Annotated in this window: 20 protein-coding genes; 7 read left to right on the forward strand and 13 right to left on the reverse strand. The window is 48.2% G+C overall.

Features of this window, described 5'->3' with window-relative positions; genetic code table 11:
* Positions 1–20: 20 nt before the first annotated feature.
* Both KTO58_RS21040 and KTO58_RS21045 read left to right on the forward strand, forming a co-directional pair.
* Positions 21–707 carry a peptidoglycan DD-metalloendopeptidase family protein gene (locus KTO58_RS21040; protein WP_095837509.1) on the forward strand — a complete coding sequence of 229 codons (687 nt, stop codon included), beginning with the start codon at positions 21–23 and terminating at the stop codon, positions 705–707.
* A gap of 49 nt (positions 708–756) precedes the next feature.
* On the forward strand, positions 757–1,608 hold the full coding sequence (locus KTO58_RS21045; RefSeq protein ID WP_095837508.1) for an endonuclease/exonuclease/phosphatase family protein: 852 nt from the start codon (positions 757–759) through the stop codon (positions 1,606–1,608).
* Positions 1,609–1,714: 106 nt separating this feature from the next.
* On the opposite strand, the gene KTO58_RS21050 is transcribed toward KTO58_RS21045, so the two are convergent.
* Both KTO58_RS21050 and KTO58_RS21055 read right to left on the reverse strand, forming a co-directional pair.
* Positions 1,715–2,485: a hypothetical protein gene (locus KTO58_RS21050; RefSeq protein WP_095837507.1), complete on the reverse strand. Its 771-nt coding sequence runs from the start codon at positions 2,483–2,485 to the stop codon at positions 1,715–1,717.
* 174 nt (positions 2,486–2,659) lie between these two features.
* Positions 2,660–3,961, reverse strand: coding sequence for a M28 family peptidase (locus tag KTO58_RS21055; protein WP_095837506.1), 1,302 nt, complete (start codon positions 3,959–3,961; stop codon positions 2,660–2,662).
* Positions 3,962–4,045: 84 nt separating this feature from the next.
* On the opposite strand from KTO58_RS21055, the gene ruvB reads away from it, so the two are divergent.
* The gene (gene ruvB, locus KTO58_RS21060) at positions 4,046–5,077 is read left to right on the forward strand and encodes a Holliday junction branch migration DNA helicase RuvB (protein ID WP_095837505.1); all 1,032 of its coding nucleotides are present in this window, start codon (positions 4,046–4,048) and stop codon (positions 5,075–5,077) included.
* A 76-nt stretch (positions 5,078–5,153) separates the two neighbouring features.
* On the opposite strand, the gene KTO58_RS21065 is transcribed toward ruvB, so the two are convergent.
* From KTO58_RS21065 to KTO58_RS21075, 3 genes are all read right to left on the reverse strand, one after another.
* Positions 5,154–5,858 carry a response regulator transcription factor gene (locus KTO58_RS21065; RefSeq protein WP_095837504.1) on the reverse strand — a complete coding sequence of 235 codons (705 nt, stop codon included), beginning with the start codon at positions 5,856–5,858 and terminating at the stop codon, positions 5,154–5,156.
* Positions 5,859–5,941: 83 nt separating this feature from the next.
* Entirely contained in the window at positions 5,942–6,733 is a 792-nt protein-coding gene (locus KTO58_RS21070) for a DUF3108 domain-containing protein (protein ID WP_095837503.1), read from the reverse strand.
* 9 nt (positions 6,734–6,742) lie between these two features.
* The gene (locus tag KTO58_RS21075; protein ID WP_095837502.1) at positions 6,743–7,732 is read right to left on the reverse strand and encodes a lysylphosphatidylglycerol synthase domain-containing protein; all 990 of its coding nucleotides are present in this window, start codon (positions 7,730–7,732) and stop codon (positions 6,743–6,745) included.
* 31 nt (positions 7,733–7,763) lie between these two features.
* Here KTO58_RS21075 and ruvC point away from each other — a divergent pair, with 31 nt between their 5' ends.
* The gene (gene ruvC, locus KTO58_RS21080) at positions 7,764–8,327 is read left to right on the forward strand and encodes a crossover junction endodeoxyribonuclease RuvC (protein WP_225859858.1); all 564 of its coding nucleotides are present in this window, start codon (positions 7,764–7,766) and stop codon (positions 8,325–8,327) included.
* A 181-nt stretch (positions 8,328–8,508) separates the two neighbouring features.
* Positions 8,509–9,198, forward strand: coding sequence for a response regulator transcription factor (locus KTO58_RS21085; RefSeq protein ID WP_225859859.1), 690 nt, complete (start codon positions 8,509–8,511; stop codon positions 9,196–9,198).
* Here the strand turns inward: KTO58_RS21085 and KTO58_RS21090 are convergent.
* From KTO58_RS21090 to rsmA, 4 genes are all read right to left on the reverse strand, one after another.
* Positions 9,185–9,586: an HIT family protein gene (locus tag KTO58_RS21090; protein ID WP_095841460.1), complete on the reverse strand. Its 402-nt coding sequence runs from the start codon at positions 9,584–9,586 to the stop codon at positions 9,185–9,187. The genes KTO58_RS21085 and KTO58_RS21090 overlap by 14 nt on opposite strands.
* Positions 9,587–9,805: 219 nt before the next feature.
* Entirely contained in the window at positions 9,806–10,279 is a 474-nt protein-coding gene (gene greA / locus KTO58_RS21095; protein ID WP_095837499.1) for a transcription elongation factor GreA, read from the reverse strand.
* A gap of 150 nt (positions 10,280–10,429) precedes the next feature.
* On the reverse strand, positions 10,430–11,359 hold the full coding sequence (locus KTO58_RS21100) for an NAD(P)-dependent oxidoreductase (protein ID WP_095837498.1): 930 nt from the start codon (positions 11,357–11,359) through the stop codon (positions 10,430–10,432).
* The gene (rsmA, locus tag KTO58_RS21105) at positions 11,356–12,108 is read right to left on the reverse strand and encodes a 16S rRNA (adenine(1518)-N(6)/adenine(1519)-N(6))-dimethyltransferase RsmA (protein WP_095837497.1); all 753 of its coding nucleotides are present in this window, start codon (positions 12,106–12,108) and stop codon (positions 11,356–11,358) included. Before rsmA ends, KTO58_RS21100 begins: the two co-directional genes overlap by 4 nt.
* 364 nt (positions 12,109–12,472) lie before the next feature.
* Here rsmA and pdxA point away from each other — a divergent pair, with 364 nt between their 5' ends.
* On the forward strand, positions 12,473–13,537 hold the full coding sequence (gene pdxA, locus KTO58_RS21110) for a 4-hydroxythreonine-4-phosphate dehydrogenase PdxA (protein WP_095837496.1): 1,065 nt from the start codon (positions 12,473–12,475) through the stop codon (positions 13,535–13,537).
* A 234-nt stretch (positions 13,538–13,771) separates the two neighbouring features.
* On the forward strand, positions 13,772–13,981 hold the full coding sequence (locus KTO58_RS21115) for a hypothetical protein (protein ID WP_095837495.1): 210 nt from the start codon (positions 13,772–13,774) through the stop codon (positions 13,979–13,981).
* 84 nt (positions 13,982–14,065) lie between these two features.
* On the opposite strand, the gene KTO58_RS21120 is transcribed toward KTO58_RS21115, so the two are convergent.
* The 4 genes from KTO58_RS21120 to KTO58_RS21135 form a co-directional block, all read right to left on the reverse strand.
* Positions 14,066–14,716: a hypothetical protein gene (locus tag KTO58_RS21120; RefSeq protein ID WP_095837494.1), complete on the reverse strand. Its 651-nt coding sequence runs from the start codon at positions 14,714–14,716 to the stop codon at positions 14,066–14,068.
* Positions 14,717–14,753: 37 nt separating this feature from the next.
* Positions 14,754–16,904, reverse strand: a complete 2,151-nt coding sequence (locus KTO58_RS21125) for a TonB-dependent receptor (protein WP_095837493.1) — start codon at positions 16,902–16,904, stop codon at positions 14,754–14,756.
* A gap of 163 nt (positions 16,905–17,067) precedes the next feature.
* The gene (locus tag KTO58_RS21130; RefSeq protein WP_095837492.1) at positions 17,068–18,687 is read right to left on the reverse strand and encodes a tetratricopeptide repeat protein; all 1,620 of its coding nucleotides are present in this window, start codon (positions 18,685–18,687) and stop codon (positions 17,068–17,070) included.
* A 41-nt stretch (positions 18,688–18,728) separates the two neighbouring features.
* Positions 18,729–19,745, reverse strand: coding sequence for a PorP/SprF family type IX secretion system membrane protein (locus tag KTO58_RS21135; RefSeq protein ID WP_198315168.1), 1,017 nt, complete (start codon positions 19,743–19,745; stop codon positions 18,729–18,731).
* Positions 19,746–19,757: the final 12 nt, after the last annotated feature.

The raw sequence follows: 19,757 nt of genomic DNA on the forward strand, positions 1-19,757 counted from the left end.
CCTTACAGCCCCCTCCAGGTATGCTACACGAATTACTGGAAAAAAACCAGGCAAGATATATGCCTGTCGTCGACTTCGATCCCGCCATCGACCGGCTGTTACTGATGGATTTCAGTAGTGGCAATACTACGCTTACGCCTCCCATTCTGAAAAATGTCCATCGTTTCTGTGACTATATCACACAGCAGATACAGCATGCCACGGCCCGTTATGGTATCGGCGGTTATGGTGAGCACAGAACGATCTATGCGATGAGTCCTCATTTTGATGCCGGGGAAGAACCCAGGCGGCTGCATCTGGGCATCGATATCTGGGGCGATGCCGGTACACAGGTATATGCGCCGTTGCAGGGCCACATTCACAGTTTCCGCTTCAACGATGTGCAGGGCGACTACGGCGCTACCATTATCCTGCAACACCAGCTCGAAGGATATACTTTTCATACCCTGTATGGCCACCTGTCGCTCTCCAGCCTGTATGGCCTCTATGAGAATATGCCGGTAGGCGCCGGGCAGAAAATAGGTACCTTCGGTCCCCCTCACGAAAACGGGCAGTGGCCGCCACACCTGCATTTCCAGATCATCGACCATATAGGCACTCTCCGCGGCGACTATCCCGGCGTATGCCGCTTCAGTGAACGGGAGAAATACCTCGCCAATTGTCCGGACCCGGACCTGCTCTTAAGGCTTAATCAGTTTATAATATAGATAAGTGCCTGCTGCTTATTATCTTTCGCCGTATAAATAATATGGGAACATGAAAAAAATACTATTGCTCTGCTGTTCGTTATCGATCAGCGGTATGATGATGGCGCAAAGTGCGCTGCAGGTGATGACTTTCAATATCCGGATGAACACTTCTTCCGACAGCCTGAACGCATGGCCTTACCGGAAAGATAAGGTAGCCAGCCAGGTATTCTTTCATCAGGCGCACTTGCTGGGGGTGCAGGAGGCATTACACGACCAGATGGTAGATCTGCAGCAACGGTTACCTCAATACAAATCGCTGGGTGTAGGCAGGGAAGATGGTAAGACGGCCGGGGAATATTCTGCTATCTTTTACGATACCACACGCCTGCAGCTACTGGAAGGGCATACCTTCTGGCTGTCAGAGACCCCTGAAGTGGCAGGTAGTAAAGGATGGGATGCGGCGATCACCCGTATCGTCACCTGGGGTAAGTTCCGGGACCGTATCACCAAAAAGATCTTCTTCCACTTCAATACCCACTTTGATCATATGGGCGTGGTGGCTCGCCGCGAAAGTGCTCATTTCCTGCTCAAGCAGGTACAGCGGATAGCCGGGACGACACCCGCTATCATCACCGGTGATTTCAATGCCACTCCTGATGACGAGCCGATCCGTGTAGTAGTGGATCAGCAGGACCCTTTACACCTGACAGACAGTAAATCGTTGTCCCGCACACCGCATTACGGACCTGATGGCACTTTTAACGGCTGGCATATCGCTGAGCGGGAAGACCAACCGATCGATTATATCTTCTTAAAAGGACGTTTTGTAGTACAGCAACACGCTACTATTTCTGAGACCTGGAAAGGTCGATATGCCTCTGATCACTTCGCGGTGTTGAGCAGGTTACTGCTCCAATAAAACAAGGTATTCTTTATAATAAGACGGCCGCTTTGTCACTTCTGTTTTTATTGCAAGCAGAATTGACAAGCGGCCTAGTAATTTGAGACAATGGTGGACGCGATGACTATTTGTGGCTGTGTTCCACTGTCATTGCATTTTCGAATGTGTTGCGGAGCTCTCCTTCATTCTGCAGATCAGCTTCGATCAACACAGGTTGCTGCTGACCAGCACCTTTACCGGAAGTGAGGGTGATATTACCCAGCTTCAGCTTGTCGATGATTGCTTTGAAATCCAGTACCAGGTCGCCTTTCCATTGGATAGTGGTATCTGTTACCACGATATCCCTGCCAGTAGCTTTGATCGATGCTTTACCAGACAGTCTGGCTTCCAGGGGGATGATAGTACCGTTCCAGGTGATCTTACCTTTCAGGATAGCCAGTGGTTTTGCTTTGTCGCCTTCTGCCCGGGCATATACCAGTACATGCTGATAAGTGCCTTTAGGGATCTTGATGAAACCGATGAAGTTCACTGCAGCCAGCAGGTCGAAATTGCGGTCTGTTTTAAGGCCGAATTCCAGCTCATCCTGGCCACGTTTAGCTTCTATGCGTATTTCACGCAGACGAACGGTAGCTTCTGTCCAGGTCCAGTCAAAACCTGCACCTTTAGCCATTTCCGGGTTACCGGTTACGTTGGCGATACGGGCGGCGGTCTCACCGTTCACATGACCAGTGGCACCAATACCACGGATAGAGTAACCAAATGAAGCACCACCTTGTTCAACAGGCGTTGGATCAGGATTGGGAGCAGGTGAAGAGGCATCTTTTTTTGAGCAGGCGGTAAGCATTACAGCAGACAAGGCCACAGCTCCGCAGAGATGGAGGAAATTGGTTTTCATTATCGATATGGTTTTAGATGACTTAGGGGGTTCTTAGGTTTTTCACACGGACAAAGTGTATCATCACGCCTGCAATATAGGCGTTTTTTAAATAATTACATTAAAACCTTAATGTTTAACACAAAAAAAACGGAAATGGTCATTTCCGTTTTTTTTATCATATCTCTGCGGGTATTACTTATTGAGCGGAGGTATGCGGCTCGGCGTATCCTTGCCATCGACGATAGAACGTGCACTCCATGCGATCGCTTCAATAATACTCCGGATGTTTTCCGCATCCAGCGTCTCCCATTCATCATCTACGCTATGGTATAACTTATCCTTGTCTATCTGGGTAGTAGAAATGGTATGTGCCGGTACGCCCAATGCCGCCAGGGTAGCGTTATCGGAACGATAGAAGAGGTTCTGGTCCGGATAAGGGTCCGGATGGAACCGGAAGTTGGTATTTTGCAGGTTACGTTGCAGAATAGGCCCCAGGTCAGAACGCTCAAAGCCGGTGATAAATGCACTGTTGCCACCAAACTTAGATTGTTTGCCGATCATCTCTATATTGAACATCGCTACGATCTTTTCGGGGTCCAGCTGCTGTGAAAAATACCGGGACCCCGCCCCATCTATCTCTTCGGCGGTGAAAGCCACGAAAAGCAGGCTCCTGGCAGGTTTTTTCTTACTGTAGTATTTGGCCAGCAACATCACAGCGGTGGTTCCGCTGGCATCATCGTCGGCGCCATTGGCGATACTATCCAGTTCCGCAGAAGGCTTAATGATACCCAGGTGGTCATAGTGCGCGGAAAAGATCACATATTCGTCAGGGTGTACCGCGCCCTTGATCATACCTGTTACATTGGTCAGCCGTTCGCTGCCGGTGCGGCATTGTAATGACAGTGACCAGTTATCTATCTGTGTGATATCTGCCGGCTGCAATACGAGGATGAGGCTCGCGGCATTCCCCTCTTCCTGCAACCAGGTTTTGCGGGGTCTTGCGTTCATTTTGGTAAATAGCTCTTTATGTGCAGCATCTACCCATACCAGCGTGTTGCGTGTTTCTTTGCGTAACTGCCGGAGGCGGGCCTGGAAGTCGTCGGTAGCGCTGATACGGGTGATAGCGATACGGCTATCGGCGTTCCAGCTGATCACACTGTCTTTGCTGTAGGCAATGATATTACCTTCCGCAGGTACGGTGTTACCATTAATCTGTAAAGCGGTAGCTGTTGCGGTAGCGTTGTAACGGCTGAACTCTTGCCGGTAGTTGGCAGCGCCGGGCAAAGGCTGCAGGCCCGCTTTGGCAAATTCCTTACTGATGAAGGCTGCCGCCCTTTCTGAGCCGGCAGTACCTGCTTTACGGCCTTCCATATCATCGGCTGCCAGCGTACGGATGATACGGGATACTTCAGATCGTTCGATTTTCTTTTGTGCGGCAACAGGCAGTGACAGTGTGCCCAGGCATAGTATCAGGAGAGACTTGTGTACATTCATAGTGGGATAAATGTAAGAAAAAAATGATTCCTCCCACCAGGCTTCCACCTGCTGTAACGCAGATTATTATTACTTTTGGTCTGTATGTCTAATCCACATTTAAGACCAGACGAGCAACGGCAAAGTGCTGCGGAGAAGGAATTCGAAAACAGCATACGGCCCCGCGAAATCATAGATTTTTCGGGGCAGGAACAGATCATTGAGAACATCAAGATATTTATCAAAGCAGCCAAGATGCGGGGAGAAGCCCTGGATCACATCCTGTTCCACGGTCCTCCGGGATTGGGTAAGACTACCCTGTCGCGTATTGTGGCCAATGAACTGGGTGTGAATATCCGGGAGACCTCTGGTCCGGTGATCGAAAAGCCCGGCGACCTCGCAGGTCTACTCACCAACCTGGAAGAAAAAGATGTATTGTTCATCGATGAGATACACCGTCTCAGCACTGTCGTGGAAGAGTACCTGTACTCTGCCATGGAAGACTATCGTATCGATATCATGATCGATACTGGCCCCAGTGCCCGCTCCATACAGATCAATCTGCAGCCGTTCACGCTCATTGGCGCTACCACCCGGTCAGGACTGCTCACCGCTCCCCTGCTCTCGCGCTTCGGTATCAAAAGCCGCCTGGAGTATTATACGGCGCCGGTATTGCAGAAGATCATCTGGCGGGCGGCCGGACTGCTGAACTCCAAGATCACCTCTGATGCTGCTATGGAGATCGCCCGGCGTTCGAGGGGTACCCCCCGTATCGCCAATGGCCTGCTCAGACGGGTACGCGACTTCGCCCAGGTGGTAGGCAATGGTGTCATTGACCTGGAGATCGCACAGTTCAGCCTCAAAGCCCTCAACGTAGATGAATATGGGCTGGACGAAATGGACAATCGTATCCTCAACGTCATCATAGAGAACTTTAAAGGCGGCCCTGTAGGTATCACTACCATCGCCACCGCCGTAGGGGAAGAAGCTGGTACGCTGGAAGAAGTATATGAGCCATTCCTCATACAGGAAGGTTTCATCAAACGTACCCCCAGAGGTCGGGAAGTAACAGAGAAAGCGTATATGCATTTAGGTAAGAAACCTCCCGGACAGCCAGGCACCAACCTGCTATTCTGATGCTAACATCCATAAAAAGTAAAAGCCTCGTCCGCAGACGAGGCTTTTACTTTTTATACAAACGGCGATAGCCGGACTAGTCTTTTACCACCAGTCGGAAACCATTGCCATGGATATTCACGATTTCGATCTCCGGATCTTCTTTCAGGTACTTGCGGAGTTTAGCAATGTATACATCCATACTACGACCGTTGAAGTAAGTATCGCTACCCCAGATCTTTTTTAATGCCAGCTCACGCGGCAGCAGGTCGTTCTTATGCTCACAAAGCATGCGTAACAATTCGTTCTCCTTCGGAGAGAGGGTATGCGATTCTCCACCATCTTTGGTGAGGGTACGCAGACGGGAATTGAAAGCGTAACGGCCTACTTTGAACTCATGCTGCTCTTCTTCTTTATTGGTCAGCTCCTGGTTACGTTTCAGGATGGCCTTGATCTTGAGCAACAGCAGTTCACTGTCGAAAGGTTTGGAGATATAATCGTCCGCACCCAGCTTATATCCTTGGATGATATCTTCCTTCATGGTCTTGGCAGACAGGAAGAAGAGCGGAATATCCGGATCTACATCCCGGATCTCTTCCGCCAGTTTGAAGCCATCCATGTTAGGCATCATAATATCAAGCAGGCAGATGTCAAATTTCTCACGGCGGAAGGCTGCCAGCGCCAGAATACCATCCCGGCACAATTCTACTTCATAGTCGTTCAATTCCAGGTAGTTCTTCAGTACCATGCCGAGGTTGGTATCATCTTCGGCCAGTAAGATTTTGGGTTTATGCTCTTCCATGATCTATCATATAAATTAACGATAACAAATATAAAGCTTTCTACAGCATGGAAATGTTAAAATGCTGACGATGATAAAGATAGCTATCGTTTTCCAAGCAGGGAAGTAAACGGATAACGCAGGTTCTTATAGTCGATCATATCTACTTTGATACTGCCTACGGAGATAGGGCTATCTATACGCAAAGGTACTTTGTTTGCATCATCGCTGACCCATACCGTCATTTGCTCGCCGCCCTGGAACATTGTTCCTTTGATCAGTAATGGTTTGAATTTGATCGCTTTAAACTTGCCGAAGCGGGTGTCTACCTCTTCTTTTCCGACGTACCGGATGTAGATATTGTATACTTCGTCATCCAGGAACATATTAAAGGGGATCTTATCGCCTGGTTTGTATTTGTCGAAGTTGATGTTACGTGCGTAATAGATAGCGCTGATCACATCCTGTATACAATCTGGCGTTTTAAAGGTACCATTGGTGCTGGTGGCGGTGTTCTGCTGTTGATTGAAGACAACGTTATTGTATATCTTATATCCACCTTCGCTTACATTACGGACGAATTTAAGGGGTTGCATGGTGGCGGTGTCGATATAGCTTTCGTAACGATCGCGTACTTTGAACACCCAGTCGTAGGTACGGTAGGTCTTACCATCCCCTATTACATGATAAACGTCTTTGCCGTTAAGTTTTTCCAGTGAACAGTTAAAGGTAGCCTCGCCGGCGCCAACGTATAGGCGTCCGAGGTTATAGAAGACTTTGAGTGTGATACTTTCGCCGGTTTTAAAGCTGGAGTTAGTGACACCACAGAATTCTTGTTGTGCACGGGCAGGATAGATACAGGTCAACCCTAATAGTAAGAGTAAAACATACCTCATTTGGAGAAGCTATTTGTCCTTAAAAATCTTAATACCGAGCAATAACACACTTCCAAGTACTGCCGGGAGGACCAGGTTAATCAACCAGATACTCACGGTAGCGGCGATGATCCCTGCTGTGTTGGAGCTAAGCAAACCCATGAAATACAGGCTAACCTTACCGCGGAGGCCTAATTCTGCGATGGCTATTGTGGGTACCAGCGCCATCACCAGGTAAACGACGGCATTCATCAGAAACCCTTGCCACCACAGTATTTCCACTCCCAGCGTGTGAAGCAAAATCAAATACTGTGCCGAGAAGACCACATACCTGCAGGCCGAAAGGGCGAGAAGATTGCTCAGTTCAGCCGGGGAGTAACGTGCTATGATCTGAACGAACACTTTTGCCTTCCGTAGCCAGGGTATCTTTTCAAATACTGCTACGATGATCTGCAACCGAAAATATAATAATATCGTTAACAGGCAAATTATTATAAGCACTGTCAACAGGATTTTTTCCCAGAAAAAGGGGGCAAAGTGCTCCCCTGCGTTGAGTGCCGGGAAGTTATTGATATAAAAAATCAATCCAATTAACCCAAATATAATAGTTACGATCAGTTGGCTGAAGCTTCCTACTATCGTTGCTGCTATCGCTTTCAGCTTATTACGGTGCTGCAGGTATAAGACCCTGCCACCATATTCCCCGATACGGTTAGGGGTATTAACGGAAAGGGATACGCCGGTAAGGATCGCGCGGAAGGCCCGCCCAAAAGAAATGGTTTCCAACGGAAGGACCAGCATCTGCCATTTACGGGCTTCCAGCCCCCAGTTGAATAACATCAGTATTAACACCAATGTCAGGGTGATCAGTCCTTTCTGTTCCAGCGCCCCTGACATCTGCCAAAGCGCGGACTTAAGATTAGACTGGTGTTTCAACTGATCGTAAATGGAATAGCCCAACCACGCAAAAAGCCCCGCTCCTAACAGATAATTGAGAATTATTTTGGTACTTTTGTTCAGACATCAAGATTTTGGCAAAAATAAACCGCGGTTGGGAAACAAGTCAAAAATAATTCTGGGGATAGACCCTGGTACACTCGTGATGGGTTATGGGATCATCGCTATAAATGGCAAAGAAGCCAGCCTCGTGCAGATGGATGTACTGAAACTATCCCGTCATAAGGACCACTACGAAAGACTACAACTGATACATACCCGGGTACAAGAACTGATCCAACAACACCGCCCCGACTGCTGCGCCATCGAAGCCCCTTTTTTCGGCAAGAATGTTCAGAGTATGCTCAAACTGGGTAGAGCCCAGGGTGTCGCCATCGCTACCGCGATGCATGCAGGGGTCACTGTAGCAGAGTATTCTCCTAAAAAAGTCAAACAATCCATTACCGGCAACGGTAATGCAGACAAAGAGCAGGTCTGGCTAATGCTGCAACGCATACTCCGGTTCAATGAAAGACCCGAGTTCCTCGATGCTTCCGATGCCCTCGCCGTTGCTGTCTGCCATTTCTTCCAGGAATCCAGTATCTTACCTGCCGGAACGAAGGCCAAAGGTTGGGAGCAATTCATGCAACAACATCCCGAAAGGATCAATGGATGGTAATATATTGCAATGTATGCTGAAACGCAGGGATTTCTAAATTTGGGAAATTGTATTTATTTTGACCTTAAATCTCCAAAACTGCCCATAGTGATAGAAAGGGGTTATCCATTCAAACAAAAACTATGAAAACTTACCATAACGGGGACATGGTATATTGTATTAATCAGCATCACGGTCAACTATGAAAGCAAGAATCTTACTGGTGGAGGATGATCAGCATGTTGGTGCGGTAACTAAAAAAAGACTGGAAGAAGCCGGTTATGAAGTAGTACACAGCATAGACGGGCAAATCGCCTGGGAGCAATTCCAGTTACGTACTTTCGATATTTGTCTGCTGGACATCGTCATGCCCAAAAAAGACGGTTTTACCCTGGCACAACAGATCCGCAAAAAGAACGACCTGATCCCGATCCTCTTCCTCTCCTCCAAATCACTCGACGAAGACAAGATCGCCGGGTTCAAAACAGGCGCCGATGACTACATCACCAAGCCCTACTCCATGCAGGAGCTGCTCATGCGCATCGAAGTATTCCTGAAACGCACCAAAAACACACCTGCTACCAAACGTACCCAGTACAAAATCGGCAACGTCACCTTCGACTACAACGACCTCCGCCTCTCAGACCCTACCGGAGCGATCGCCGTCTCGCTGACCCAAAAAGAAGCAGACCTGTTGAAGTACCTCTGTGATAACGCTAACAAAACCCTGAAACGGGAAGAGATCCTCTTCAATGTATGGGGCAAGGACGACTATTTCCTGGGCCGAAGCATGGACGTATTCATCACCAAACTCCGGAAGTACTTCAAGCCAGACCCCACTATCAAGCTGGAAACCCTACATGGGGTCGGCTTCCGTTTTAATGTGCCGTAAGCGCCGCTACTATACGCTCCTGTACTGCCTTAAACTCCTCCGGAGTCATCTTCAGCTTAGGACGGGTGAAGTTCAGATCATCAGCAGAACTGATCGGTACCAAATGCATATGCGCATGTGGCACCTCCAATCCTACTACACTGATCCCCACACGATTACAGGGGACCGCCTGCTCTATTGCCAGCGCAATAGGCTTCGCAAACAACAAGTACTCCTGCAATAACGATTCCGACAAATCAAAAAAACGATCCGTCTCTTCCTTCGGTACAATCAACGTATGCCCCTGTACCAACGGAAAAATATCAAGAAAAGCATAAAAACGGTCGTTCTCTGCAATCTTGTAACTGGGGATCTCCCCTTGTATAATCTTTGTGAAAATGCTGGACATATAGATAGGTTTTAACAAATATGGCCATAACGGCCAGCGGGGACTAAAGGTACGCAAATGTACGGACACAGATATACGGTTCGCCATCCGGAGTGCAAACAAAAAAATCACTATCCATTCTTACAAAGGCTGACCAAAAGGGATTTCCGGTTCTTTACTTTGCTACATGAAAAAGGCCCCTGCCGTAGCAGGGGCCTTCCTAATAATATCAGCTACCTGCTATACCGTGATATGCTCAATCTTGAACTTGATGTGACCATTGGGTGCCTGCACATCCGCAATCTCACCTACCTGCTTGCCCAACAAGCCCTTGCCGATAGGAGAAGATACCGAAATCTTCCCCGCCTTCAAATCAGCCTCCGTCTCAGATACCAACTGGTAAGTCACGGTCTTCTTATTCGCCATATTGGTGATCGTTACTTTACATAGTATGGATACTTTAGACGTGTCTATCGTGTCAGCTTCTACCACTCTCGCAGTAACAATGGCATTTTCCAACGTAGCTATCTTCGCTTCATGAAGCCCCTGAGCTTCCTTGGCAGCATCGTACTCCGCATTCTCCTTCAAATCCCCCTTCTCCCTGGCCTCTGCAATAGCCTTCGCGATCTCCGACCGGCCTTTTGTCTTCAGCATGGTCAGCTCTTCGCGCATTTGCTCCAAGGTCTCTTTCGTAACATAGTTAATGCCAGACATATACTTCTTGTTTTAGTAATAAGAAAAAAAAATCAACGCCCCCATTTGCATAGAAGCGTTGTGACTGGTATATCGCAAATATAATTATTTTTTGTTTGCGAAAAAATAGGTTGCAATATGATAAAAATCAGCTATTCGTAGGCTTACTGTTTAAATGATGAAAAGCTTCTCCAGCACGATCTTAGCCATCTTTATACTGGCTTCATGAGAATACCCGGCTATGTGTGGGGTCAACACCACATTAGGTGCCTGCAACAGGTACTGGAACTGCTCCCGCTCTATCTGACTGAACGTTGCCATCTTCTCATTCTCCAACACATCCAGACATGCTCCCCGTAACCGCTCGTCCTGCAGTGCGCGGATCACCGCCGCCGTATCCGTTACCTTCCCCCTCGCCGTATTCAAATACCAGATCGGACGCTGGAAAGACCGGAAAAAAGCATCGTCTGCCAGATGAAACGTATCCGACGTTAACGGCAAATGCACGCTCACCACATCCGCCCGCTCATACAACTCATCCATACCAGCCTCCCGCACATAAGCATTCCCAAACCCCTGCTTGAACTTATCATAGGCCAGCACCTGCACATCAAATCCCGCCAGCTTACGGGCAAAAGCACTGCCCGTATGCCCATAGCCAATAATACCTACCGTCAACCCGTTCAGCTCAAATCCACGGTTACCATCCCGCTCCCACACCCCTTCCCGCAACTGCAGGTTACTCTTCAGTATATTGTTCATCAGGCACAACAACATTCCTAACGCCTGCTCCCCTACCACATCACAGTTCCCCTCCGGACTACTCACACAACGGATGCCTTTGCTGCTCGCATAAGGCACATCAATCAGCTCCATCCCGGAACCCAAACGGCCTATCCACTCCAGCTGAGTAGCCTGGTCTATAAATCGGCTGTCAATACTCAAACGGGTGGTGACAATCAACCCGACATAATCGTGCATAACGGCCAATGCCTCGTCATAAGTAATAGAGGGCTGGTAAGAGATGGTATAGCCCTTTTCTTCCAGTCTCTCTATCAGATAGTTATGCGCTTTTGCGGTGATCAGTACTTTACGACTCATATCATCTTGTGGGATAAGGCTACAAAGTCAGCCACCGTAAGGGCCTCCGCCCGCTTGGTAAATTGGCTGTCCTGAAGTAACGCTTTGTCGAATAATGTTTTTAATGGATTACGTAGCTGCTTGCGACGTTGATTAAACGCGGTCTTTACCAGGTTGAAAAACTTCCGCTCATTGGCAATGTCATAAGGCGTCTCCAGCTTCGTAAGCCGGATCACCGCAGACTTCACCTTCGGCGGCGGTGTGAAACAGTTCTCATGTACCTCAAAAAGATATTCTACTTTGTAAAATGCCTGTATCAATACACTGAGTACCCCATATTCCTTATTCCCATGAGGAGCCGCCACCCGCTGTGCTACCTCCTTCTGGAACATCCCCACCATCACCGGTACCTGCGACTTCCACTCCAATATCCGGAACAATATCTGCGTAGAGATATTGTAAGGGAAATTGCCGATCACACTAAACGCGCCGTCAAATGGCGGATGCGTATCCAGGATACTCTCATTCACCAGCTTCCCCTGTATCGCCGGATAAGTTTTTTCCAAATATTGTACCTTTTCTTTGTCCAGCTCTATCGCCTTAAATTGAATATCCGGCAACTGTAACAAATACTTGGTAATAGCCCCTCCGCCGGGGCCTACTTCCGCTACCTGCTGTCCTGCGGAAACCGGTAGGGCGGCCACGATCTTTTTACACATGTTCTCATCGTGCAAAAAGTGTTGACCTAATGATTTTTTTAATGTATACATGATTGGAGAGCAAAGTTAGTGAAATCAAGCCGATTACTTCCTTTCTATAGCTCTCCTATAACATTCGTATAACATTCGTATAGCGTTTGTATAAGCAACGCCTATCCAAACCTATACAATGGGTATATCATGCGTATACCCCGGATATACCTTGCCTATACAAGGACTATAGGTTGCTTATACAACGCTTATACAAGTCCTTCATAATGTAATGATAATAAATAACTTATGTAAAAAACACCCGCACCATACCCATCCGGTCTACCACTTCTGTAACTCCCCGTCCCCTATCCCTCTGCCATTTAAGCGGCCTTTCGGGTATAGTATGCCTTGATTGTGTTGCGTTTGTGTATATTTGCTGCCTATGAGTACAAGTGCCCAGATAAATAAACCGGTAATTGGCATTTCCATCGGAGACCTGAACAGCATCGGCATGGAAATCATCATCAAAACTTTTGCGGACAGCAGGATGATGGAATTCTGTACGCCCGTAATATTCGCGTCGAATAAAACCATCAACTTCTACCGGAAGCTGATGAATGAGAACAACTTCAACTACCAGAGCATTAAAGACTTTACCCGCCTTAATCATAAGCAGGTAAACGTATTCAACTGCTGGGAAGAAGAAGTACAGATCACACCGGGTGTACTGAATGATGTAGGCGGTAAATACGGCGCCCGCTCACTCACAGTAGCGCTAGAATGCCTGAAAGACGGGCACGTGGATGGCCTCGTTACCGGGCCTATTCATAAACATAACATACAACGGCACGACTTTAACTATACCGGTCATACCCCCTTCCTCAAAGATGCTTTTGAAGCCAGGGAAGTACTGATGTTCATGACCGCCGACGATATGCGGGTAGGCCTTCTCACCGAACATATACCGGTAGCCGAGATCGCCAAGCACGTGACCCGGGAGAACATCCTCAGCAAACTGTACCTCATGCACGACAGCCTTGTAAAAGACTTCGGTATAGATGCTCCCCGTATCGCCGTACTGGGCCTCAACCCACATGCCGGCGACAATGGCCTGATCGGCGATGAAGAGATCAGAGAGATCATCCCCGCTATCAATAAAGCCAAGGATAACGGCCTCCTTTGTTTCGGTCCCTATAGCGCCGACGCCTTTTTCGCCCGCTATATGCACCGCGAATTCGACGCCGTACTGGCTATGTATCACGACCAGGGCCTGATACCCTTCAAATCACTGGCCAGCGGCCATGGTATCAACTTCACCGCAGGACTGCCCATCGTAAGGACCTCGCCCGACCATGGTACCGCCTTCGACATCGCAGGCAAAAACATCGCAGATCCTTCCTCCTTCCGGCAAGCGATCTTCTCCTGCCTCGAGATCATGGCACAACGCGAACAATACGACGAAAACACCGCCAACCCGCTCAAGAAAACTGAACTGGCTTCCGAATAGCCACCAACATCATATTGAATTAAACAGTAAGGCCGTCTCAAATGAAGAGACGGCCTTACTGTTTATAACACCCACCTTTATCCCTAAACGTCAGTTCTTCATCTTGTCATGATAATTTTAACCATAATAATCACATCCCCGCTCCTTCCAAACGTATATCCATCGCAGTGAGTAATTGTATTTTCAGCTACCGGTCTATAGCTACGTTCATTTTTAACCCAAATAATACCTGTAATGAAAAAAATCAGCAAATTTGAATCAGTTTCACGTCAAGCACTAAAAGACATTTATGGTGGTGGCGCTATGCATGCACAGCCTTTCTGTTTCACCTTTACCCGCTGCGATCTGAATCCGTTCGCCTGTGGACCTATCATCGGTTCTACTTGTAAGTGTTCTATCTTCAGACGTCCGGATGGCTCCAGGTATTGTACCACCGGTATCTAATCATCCCAAGTGCAACAAAAAGCGGCTGATCAAGGTATTGATCAGCCGCTTTGCTATTAATATCATTGCATCTTATCAGCGCCATTATTTGTTGGCTTCTGCCAGCAGCTCCTTGGCACGTTTCTCACCCCAGTGTGGCGCCAGCTTGCTGGCAGGTTTGAAGCTGGCGTATTTTTCGATGGCCGCCTGGAACTTCTCCTTGGCCCTTGCCTTGCTACCACCAAATTGCTCCGGTGTGTAAAAGAGGGACTGTCCTTGCAACAGGTACACACGCGGATTTTCCGCATTGATAGTCTGTGCTTTCTGCAACTCCTGTGCAGATGCCATACCATATTGCATACCACGGCTCTGCGGATCTACCATCAGGCGGGCAGTAGCAGCCAGCGACTTGATACAGGCCGCCTCGTCATTGTTAGGGCTCAGCTCATCTACTTTGGCAAGATTCGCATCTACCTTATCTACAATAGCATCTACCTTGTCTTTGTTTTGCTCTATCAGTGCAGCCATCACCTGGCTGTAAGCAGCGTAGTAATAAGGCAACCATTGGCTTTTTTCTGCTGCTGCGATCCGCTCAAAAGTATTCGAGATCTCTCCCAGTTTAGCAGGATTGAAGCTGGCAGGATCGTCCAGCAACGCAACCTGTTTCGTCATAGCTGATTCGTATTGCGCACTCTGCGCACCGGCAGTGAATACTACAGCCAGCAATAGTAAAAAGGACAGTGTTACTCTTTTCATATTATATTGAGATTTAGAATGATGTTAAAATAAACTATTAAAGACTGTTGATAACGTCCTGACTTCTGTCTATACCGAAGTTCATAAACATTCCGACAAAGATAAAACGGGGTATCACCGGCGCTATCTCGTCCCGGCGCAGGCCATCCCTGGAATACCGGTAACCATATACCTGTTTTAAGTTTAGCAGGTTATTCACCGCCAATGCAAACACCGTATGTGCTTTACCCAACGTAGCCAGTTTGGCGACACTCAATCCCAATGTATTATAGTTGATCGTGCGATCGCTCATAAACTTATCCAAAGGCTGTGCCGGATTGAAATAAGGACGGCCTGTAGCAAAGGTATACGTCAACCCGATATTGGTCATGATCTTTGGAAAGAACTGTTTGTATACGATAGAAGCGGTATGTTTTGCTGCAAAATCAGGCTGCACCTCGTATGGATAGTTCAGGTAATTACGTTTGGTATCCAGGTAAGAGTAAGATATCCAGTAATCACCATTTTTGATGGTTTTACGGTCCCGCCAGAAGAACTCTACTCCCCTGGCATAACCCGTACCGCTCGCGCTGGTATCAGGAGTTGTTTTCAGCAGATCATGGTACTTTTTGTAATACACTTCCGTACGGAAAGTATAGCCATTGGCGATACGTTGGTAACTGGCAATATAGTGCGTCGCCTTCATGTATCCCAGGTTGTGTTTAAAGCGGATATATTGCTGCTCCGGCTTCTGGTAATAATCACCATAGGCCAGGGATATCTCCCCCTGATTATCCAGCTTGTATGCCAGGGAAGCACGAGGTGCAAAATTGGTCTTACTGATCACGGAAGAATATTCCATGCGGCCACCTACCCTGGCTACAAACTGCGGGGTGAAATAAATATCCGTTTCAGCAAACGCGGCAGTGTAATTATCTACAAAGTCAGCTTTATAGCTATTAAAGCTTGATTTTTCTACGGCATATTGTTGCTCTCCACCAAAACGTATCTGAGAAAGCACACCCAGCGATTTGGTCAGCACTACTCTTACCTGTCCGAGGTCCGATCGTGCTTTGATCCTGCCGGGAGCCGATTTGGGTAAAGTATCCGTCTCAATCTTATCGTCATTGATACTATAGGAAACACCTGTGTTGATACGCCATCCCTTTCCAAGACTTTCCTTGTAGGTCAGGTTCGTATACATATTCATGTTATTGTTGTTGAACATCTCCTGGCTACCGGGGTAATCCAGGCTGGGACGTAAGATCCCGGAACGGTTCCAGTTGGCATAGCCATAAAATTTTAATATACCCGTGGAAGAGGTCCGTCTCCTGAAGTTAAAGGAGCCACCCCAGTTTTCAGGATATATACTGGATTCCCATTTAGGTTTGGTCACTTGTATATAGGGCTGCAGGTTAGTATAACTGGCTTCTATACCGTAAGATCCTTTTTTGTCTTTGGATAGCCTCTCCATGCCGCCATTCACGCCTATCACAGAGGCACCCAGGCTATAGGAAGAACGATCCGGCAGATCACTGGATTCTAATATCAAAGCAGAAGATAGCCCCTGTCCGTATTGAGCAGAATAACCACCACTACTGAAGGTCGTACCTTTAAAGAGGAAAGGGGAAAAACGGCTGCGTCCCGGGATATCAGGCAATCCGCTGAAGAAAGGATTCCTTACTAATAATCCGTCGATAAAGGTCTGTGTTTCATAACCGGTACCACCTCTTACGAACAAGCCTTCGCGGTCGTTGGTCTGTTGTGCACCGGGTAATGTCTTGAGTGCATTGACGATATCGGCGCCCGCGCCTGCTGTCGTCACGATATCCAACGGCTTCAATACCGTATTTGTCTTTTCTCCGCTGGCTTCAAAACTGCCGGCAGAAATAGTCACCACACGTAATTCGCTGATTGAAGGTTTCAGCACCAGGTCCAGCTGTACAGGACCATTGATAGTAATCGGCTGCTCCATTGTTTTGTAGGTCATCAGCGAAGCAGCAATCACTGCTTGTCCGCTGGAAGAAGTGGTAAAGCTGTAGGTACCATCTGCGGCTGTAGTAGCGCCGTCATAGGTGTCTTTGATAAAAACATTCACTCCAGGAAGTGGCTTCTTTTTGCTATCCGTGACACGGCCGCTTATTTTATGCTGCGCCATCAGAAACATCGGGAGAAAAACACAGGCAAGGAGGTTGATAAATTTCCACATATATCTGCGATGATTTGTACCACAAAGCTATTGGCTTTCATGAACAAAGCAGATTATCAAAGGAACAATTCGGTAAATGTACTGTTGCTACCGGTAAAATACGGATGCATTGCCGGTGAAAATACCCGCCGCCGGTAAAATCGCCCATCTCCTCCTGCCATCGCTACTTACGCGCCCCCGGACAGATCTCTTTACGCAGCACTTCCGCTCCTGTTAACCCATTGGTATTGAAGTCTGTACTACTGATAAGACGGCCACCTGCATATACCCGGATCACATATTCCGTATCTGCTTCCAGGGTCGCTGTGATCTTGCGCTCCGGCGGCTGCGGCATAAAGCACCAGCCCATATCCCGCTTCTTATTGTAGAGATACACACATACCTGGTCTGTACAGATCGTAGCCTCAAACGGGATACGCAACAGGGGCTGCACAGTGACCGGTGTGATCATCGTCGCCGGCAAAGCCAGGCTATACAGATCATCCCCCCCTTTTCCGCCACTACGGTTGGAAGACAGGAACCCTTTCCCGTCAGCTGTAGACACATAATAGAAATCATCTCCCGGAGAGTTGAACGGCGGATACAGATTCACCGGCGTTCCCCACTGATCCCCACTGCCAACCGCCCGGAAGAGGTCAAAGCCACCCATTCCTATATGCCCCATACTGGAAAAGTACAGTTGCCCATCCCCTCCAATAGTAGGAAACTCTTCCGCTCCGGCAGTATTCAGCTGGCTACCACAGTTTTGTGGTGTTCCCCAGCTACCGTCTGCAATCCGGCGGCAAAACCAGATATCCGTACTCCCCTGCCCTCCGGGCATGTCCGACGTAAAATAAATGGTTGTACCATCGGCACTTAAAACAGCTTGCCCCAAAGAATATTCCTGTGGCTTATTATACGGAAATGGTTGCGGCGGCTGCCATTGATTATTTTTCTTTACAAATACCAGCAGCTCCAATCTTCTTACCCCATATACCAGCAACCGGGTGCCTTTGTCGAAAGGTATCTTAAACGGATCCGTCACCGTCACATATGCCGTATCCCCGCTACCTGAAAAAACAGCAGGCCCCACATGATACCGGTATTGATTGATCACTGGTGAAAAATCATTGACATATCCCCAGCCGTTGATCGAAGGGGCCGCACTATACAACTTCAGGTATGCATGCTCATTACGGGCATAGAACCGCTTATTCCGCCTCGACGTGGCAAAAAGTACTTCCTTACGCATACTGTCTGACACAAAGACCAGCGATTTATGATACAAAGCAGCGCCCCAGTCTGCCCCCCCGGAATTCAGTGAAGCCATATTATATATCATCACACCAGATGGCTGTTGCTGCCATACCAGTGCGCTGTCACACCCCGCTATCCGGTTAGCAGTCAGCGGAGAGGCCCCTCCTTTCTCCCGGTAAGTATTGTAGGCTGTTTTAGCACCGGCATAATCTCCCTGGCTCTTCAGCATATCGCCGTAGTATAACCAGTTCTCCACCGATGCTTCAGGCTGCTGTATAATGCGGGCATATGTCGCAGCAGCCTGCTGATAAAGGTTGAGACCCCGGTAGCTGGTAGCCAGCTTCTCCAGCAACGGCAGGTTGTTTTTTTTACGCAATATGCGCTCATACAAGGCGGCAGCAGGTGCATACTCCTGCAGGGCAAAATGCGTCTCTGCCCTGGAGAGCAACGACGGTTGCTCCTGTGCCGATACTGTACCGGCAAAACATATATTCGCCATCAGGATCCATCTGCAGCTATACCGGAATATTGTAGTCAGTCTGTTCATTGGGCCATTGTTTAATGGAGTAAAACGTGCTGGTCAGTGTATTAGAAATATCGTGGGCTGGTAATGCGCAACTTCCTGTTTTTGTTGTTGAACAGGAATCCCACAGATATCTCGTGAGAGCCTTGCTGATAACTGGCTAGCTTGTTGATCGTCAGGTCATAAGAATATCCTATACGTAGTTGTGGGGTAGCATAAAACTCCACGATCGCACTGGCGGCATCCAATGGGTCGAGGTCCCGGTCAAGGTGCGGCTTATCCCATAGGCGTACCCCTGTACGGTAAGAGCCGCCTATCCATAGCTTCTCCGCAATAAGCAAGAAAGCGTTAAGATCGACATTGGTAGGTCCTTTGAAGTCCTCTTTTACCATGATAGAAGGCTTCAGCTTCAGGTTTTCTCCGAGGTCTACCAGGTATCCCGCTGTCGCATACAGATGCTGTGTCTTACGGATGGTCTTATAGTTATAGCCTCCCCAATAATACCGGGTAGCATCTGTATACAGGGAAAAGAGGTCCATCACGGAGACGCCCAGGTAGAACTTCGGCGTATAGTAGTATATACCGAAACGCGCATCCGGTATAAGTACGGACGTTTTAGTAACCGGTACGGCCGGATCATTTTCATCCAGTGCCTGCAATGCGGTACCGTCGATGGAGTATTGCGTTACACCTCCTGCAATACCGATAGATAAGCGGCGGGTGTCATCTTCATCCAGCGGGATACGGTAGGCGTAGTTGAAGTATCCGGAGAGTATTTCCTGTGGTCCGAGCTTATCCATCATCAATTGTAAACCTATCCCTACCCGGTCTTCCCTCGCATTTGTCAACCCATCGATAGATATACCACCTGTACGCGGCGCCCCCGGAAATCCGGCCCATTGATGCCGGTAAATGGCATTCAGATACCAGTCGCCTTTATAACCGGCATATGCGGGGTTTACACTCAGCCCGTTGAATACATACTGGCTGAACTGTACATTCTGTTGGGCAGCAGCGCCCAGTGTGCATCCACAAAGCGCCGCCATACCTGCCATCATTTTTATTGCTCTTTTAAGTCGCATACATTCTCTTTT

The organism is Chitinophaga pendula (assembly GCF_020386615.1).
In the GTDB taxonomy this organism is placed as follows: Bacteria; Bacteroidota; Bacteroidia; order Chitinophagales; family Chitinophagaceae; genus Chitinophaga; species Chitinophaga pendula.

What these genes read in the sequence shown, in the direction of transcription:
- greA (WP_095837499.1), bottom strand. Translation starts at nt 10,279, where the DNA reads ATGTCTGGCATTAACTATGTTACGAAAGAGACCTTGGAGCAAATGCGC.
- KTO58_RS21115 (WP_095837495.1), top strand. Translation starts at nt 13,772, where the DNA reads ATGAAAAAAATCAGCAAATTTGAATCAGTTTCACGTCAAGCACTAAAA.
- rsmA (WP_095837497.1), bottom strand. Translation starts at nt 12,108, where the DNA reads ATGTATACATTAAAAAAATCATTAGGTCAACACTTTTTGCACGATGAG.
- KTO58_RS21130 (WP_095837492.1), bottom strand. Translation starts at nt 18,687, where the DNA reads ATGAACAGACTGACTACAATATTCCGGTATAGCTGCAGATGGATCCTG.
- KTO58_RS21065 (WP_095837504.1), bottom strand. Translation starts at nt 5,858, where the DNA reads ATGGAAGAGCATAAACCCAAAATCTTACTGGCCGAAGATGATACCAAC.
- KTO58_RS21090 (WP_095841460.1), bottom strand. Translation starts at nt 9,586, where the DNA reads ATGTCCAGCATTTTCACAAAGATTATACAAGGGGAGATCCCCAGTTAC.
- KTO58_RS21120 (WP_095837494.1), bottom strand. Translation starts at nt 14,716, where the DNA reads ATGAAAAGAGTAACACTGTCCTTTTTACTATTGCTGGCTGTAGTATTC.
- KTO58_RS21050 (WP_095837507.1), bottom strand. Translation starts at nt 2,485, where the DNA reads ATGAAAACCAATTTCCTCCATCTCTGCGGAGCTGTGGCCTTGTCTGCT.
- KTO58_RS21100 (WP_095837498.1), bottom strand. Translation starts at nt 11,359, where the DNA reads ATGAGTCGTAAAGTACTGATCACCGCAAAAGCGCATAACTATCTGATA.
- KTO58_RS21045 (WP_095837508.1), top strand. Translation starts at nt 757, where the DNA reads ATGAAAAAAATACTATTGCTCTGCTGTTCGTTATCGATCAGCGGTATG.
- KTO58_RS21125 (WP_095837493.1), bottom strand. Translation starts at nt 16,904, where the DNA reads ATGTGGAAATTTATCAACCTCCTTGCCTGTGTTTTTCTCCCGATGTTT.
- pdxA (WP_095837496.1), top strand. Translation starts at nt 12,473, where the DNA reads ATGAGTACAAGTGCCCAGATAAATAAACCGGTAATTGGCATTTCCATC.
- KTO58_RS21055 (WP_095837506.1), bottom strand. Translation starts at nt 3,961, where the DNA reads ATGAATGTACACAAGTCTCTCCTGATACTATGCCTGGGCACACTGTCA.
- KTO58_RS21070 (WP_095837503.1), bottom strand. Translation starts at nt 6,733, where the DNA reads ATGAGGTATGTTTTACTCTTACTATTAGGGTTGACCTGTATCTATCCT.
- KTO58_RS21040 (WP_095837509.1), top strand. Translation starts at nt 21, where the DNA reads ATGCTACACGAATTACTGGAAAAAAACCAGGCAAGATATATGCCTGTC.
- ruvB (WP_095837505.1), top strand. Translation starts at nt 4,046, where the DNA reads ATGTCTAATCCACATTTAAGACCAGACGAGCAACGGCAAAGTGCTGCG.
- KTO58_RS21135 (WP_198315168.1), bottom strand. Translation starts at nt 19,745, where the DNA reads ATGCGACTTAAAAGAGCAATAAAAATGATGGCAGGTATGGCGGCGCTT.
- KTO58_RS21085 (WP_225859859.1), top strand. Translation starts at nt 8,509, where the DNA reads ATGAAAGCAAGAATCTTACTGGTGGAGGATGATCAGCATGTTGGTGCG.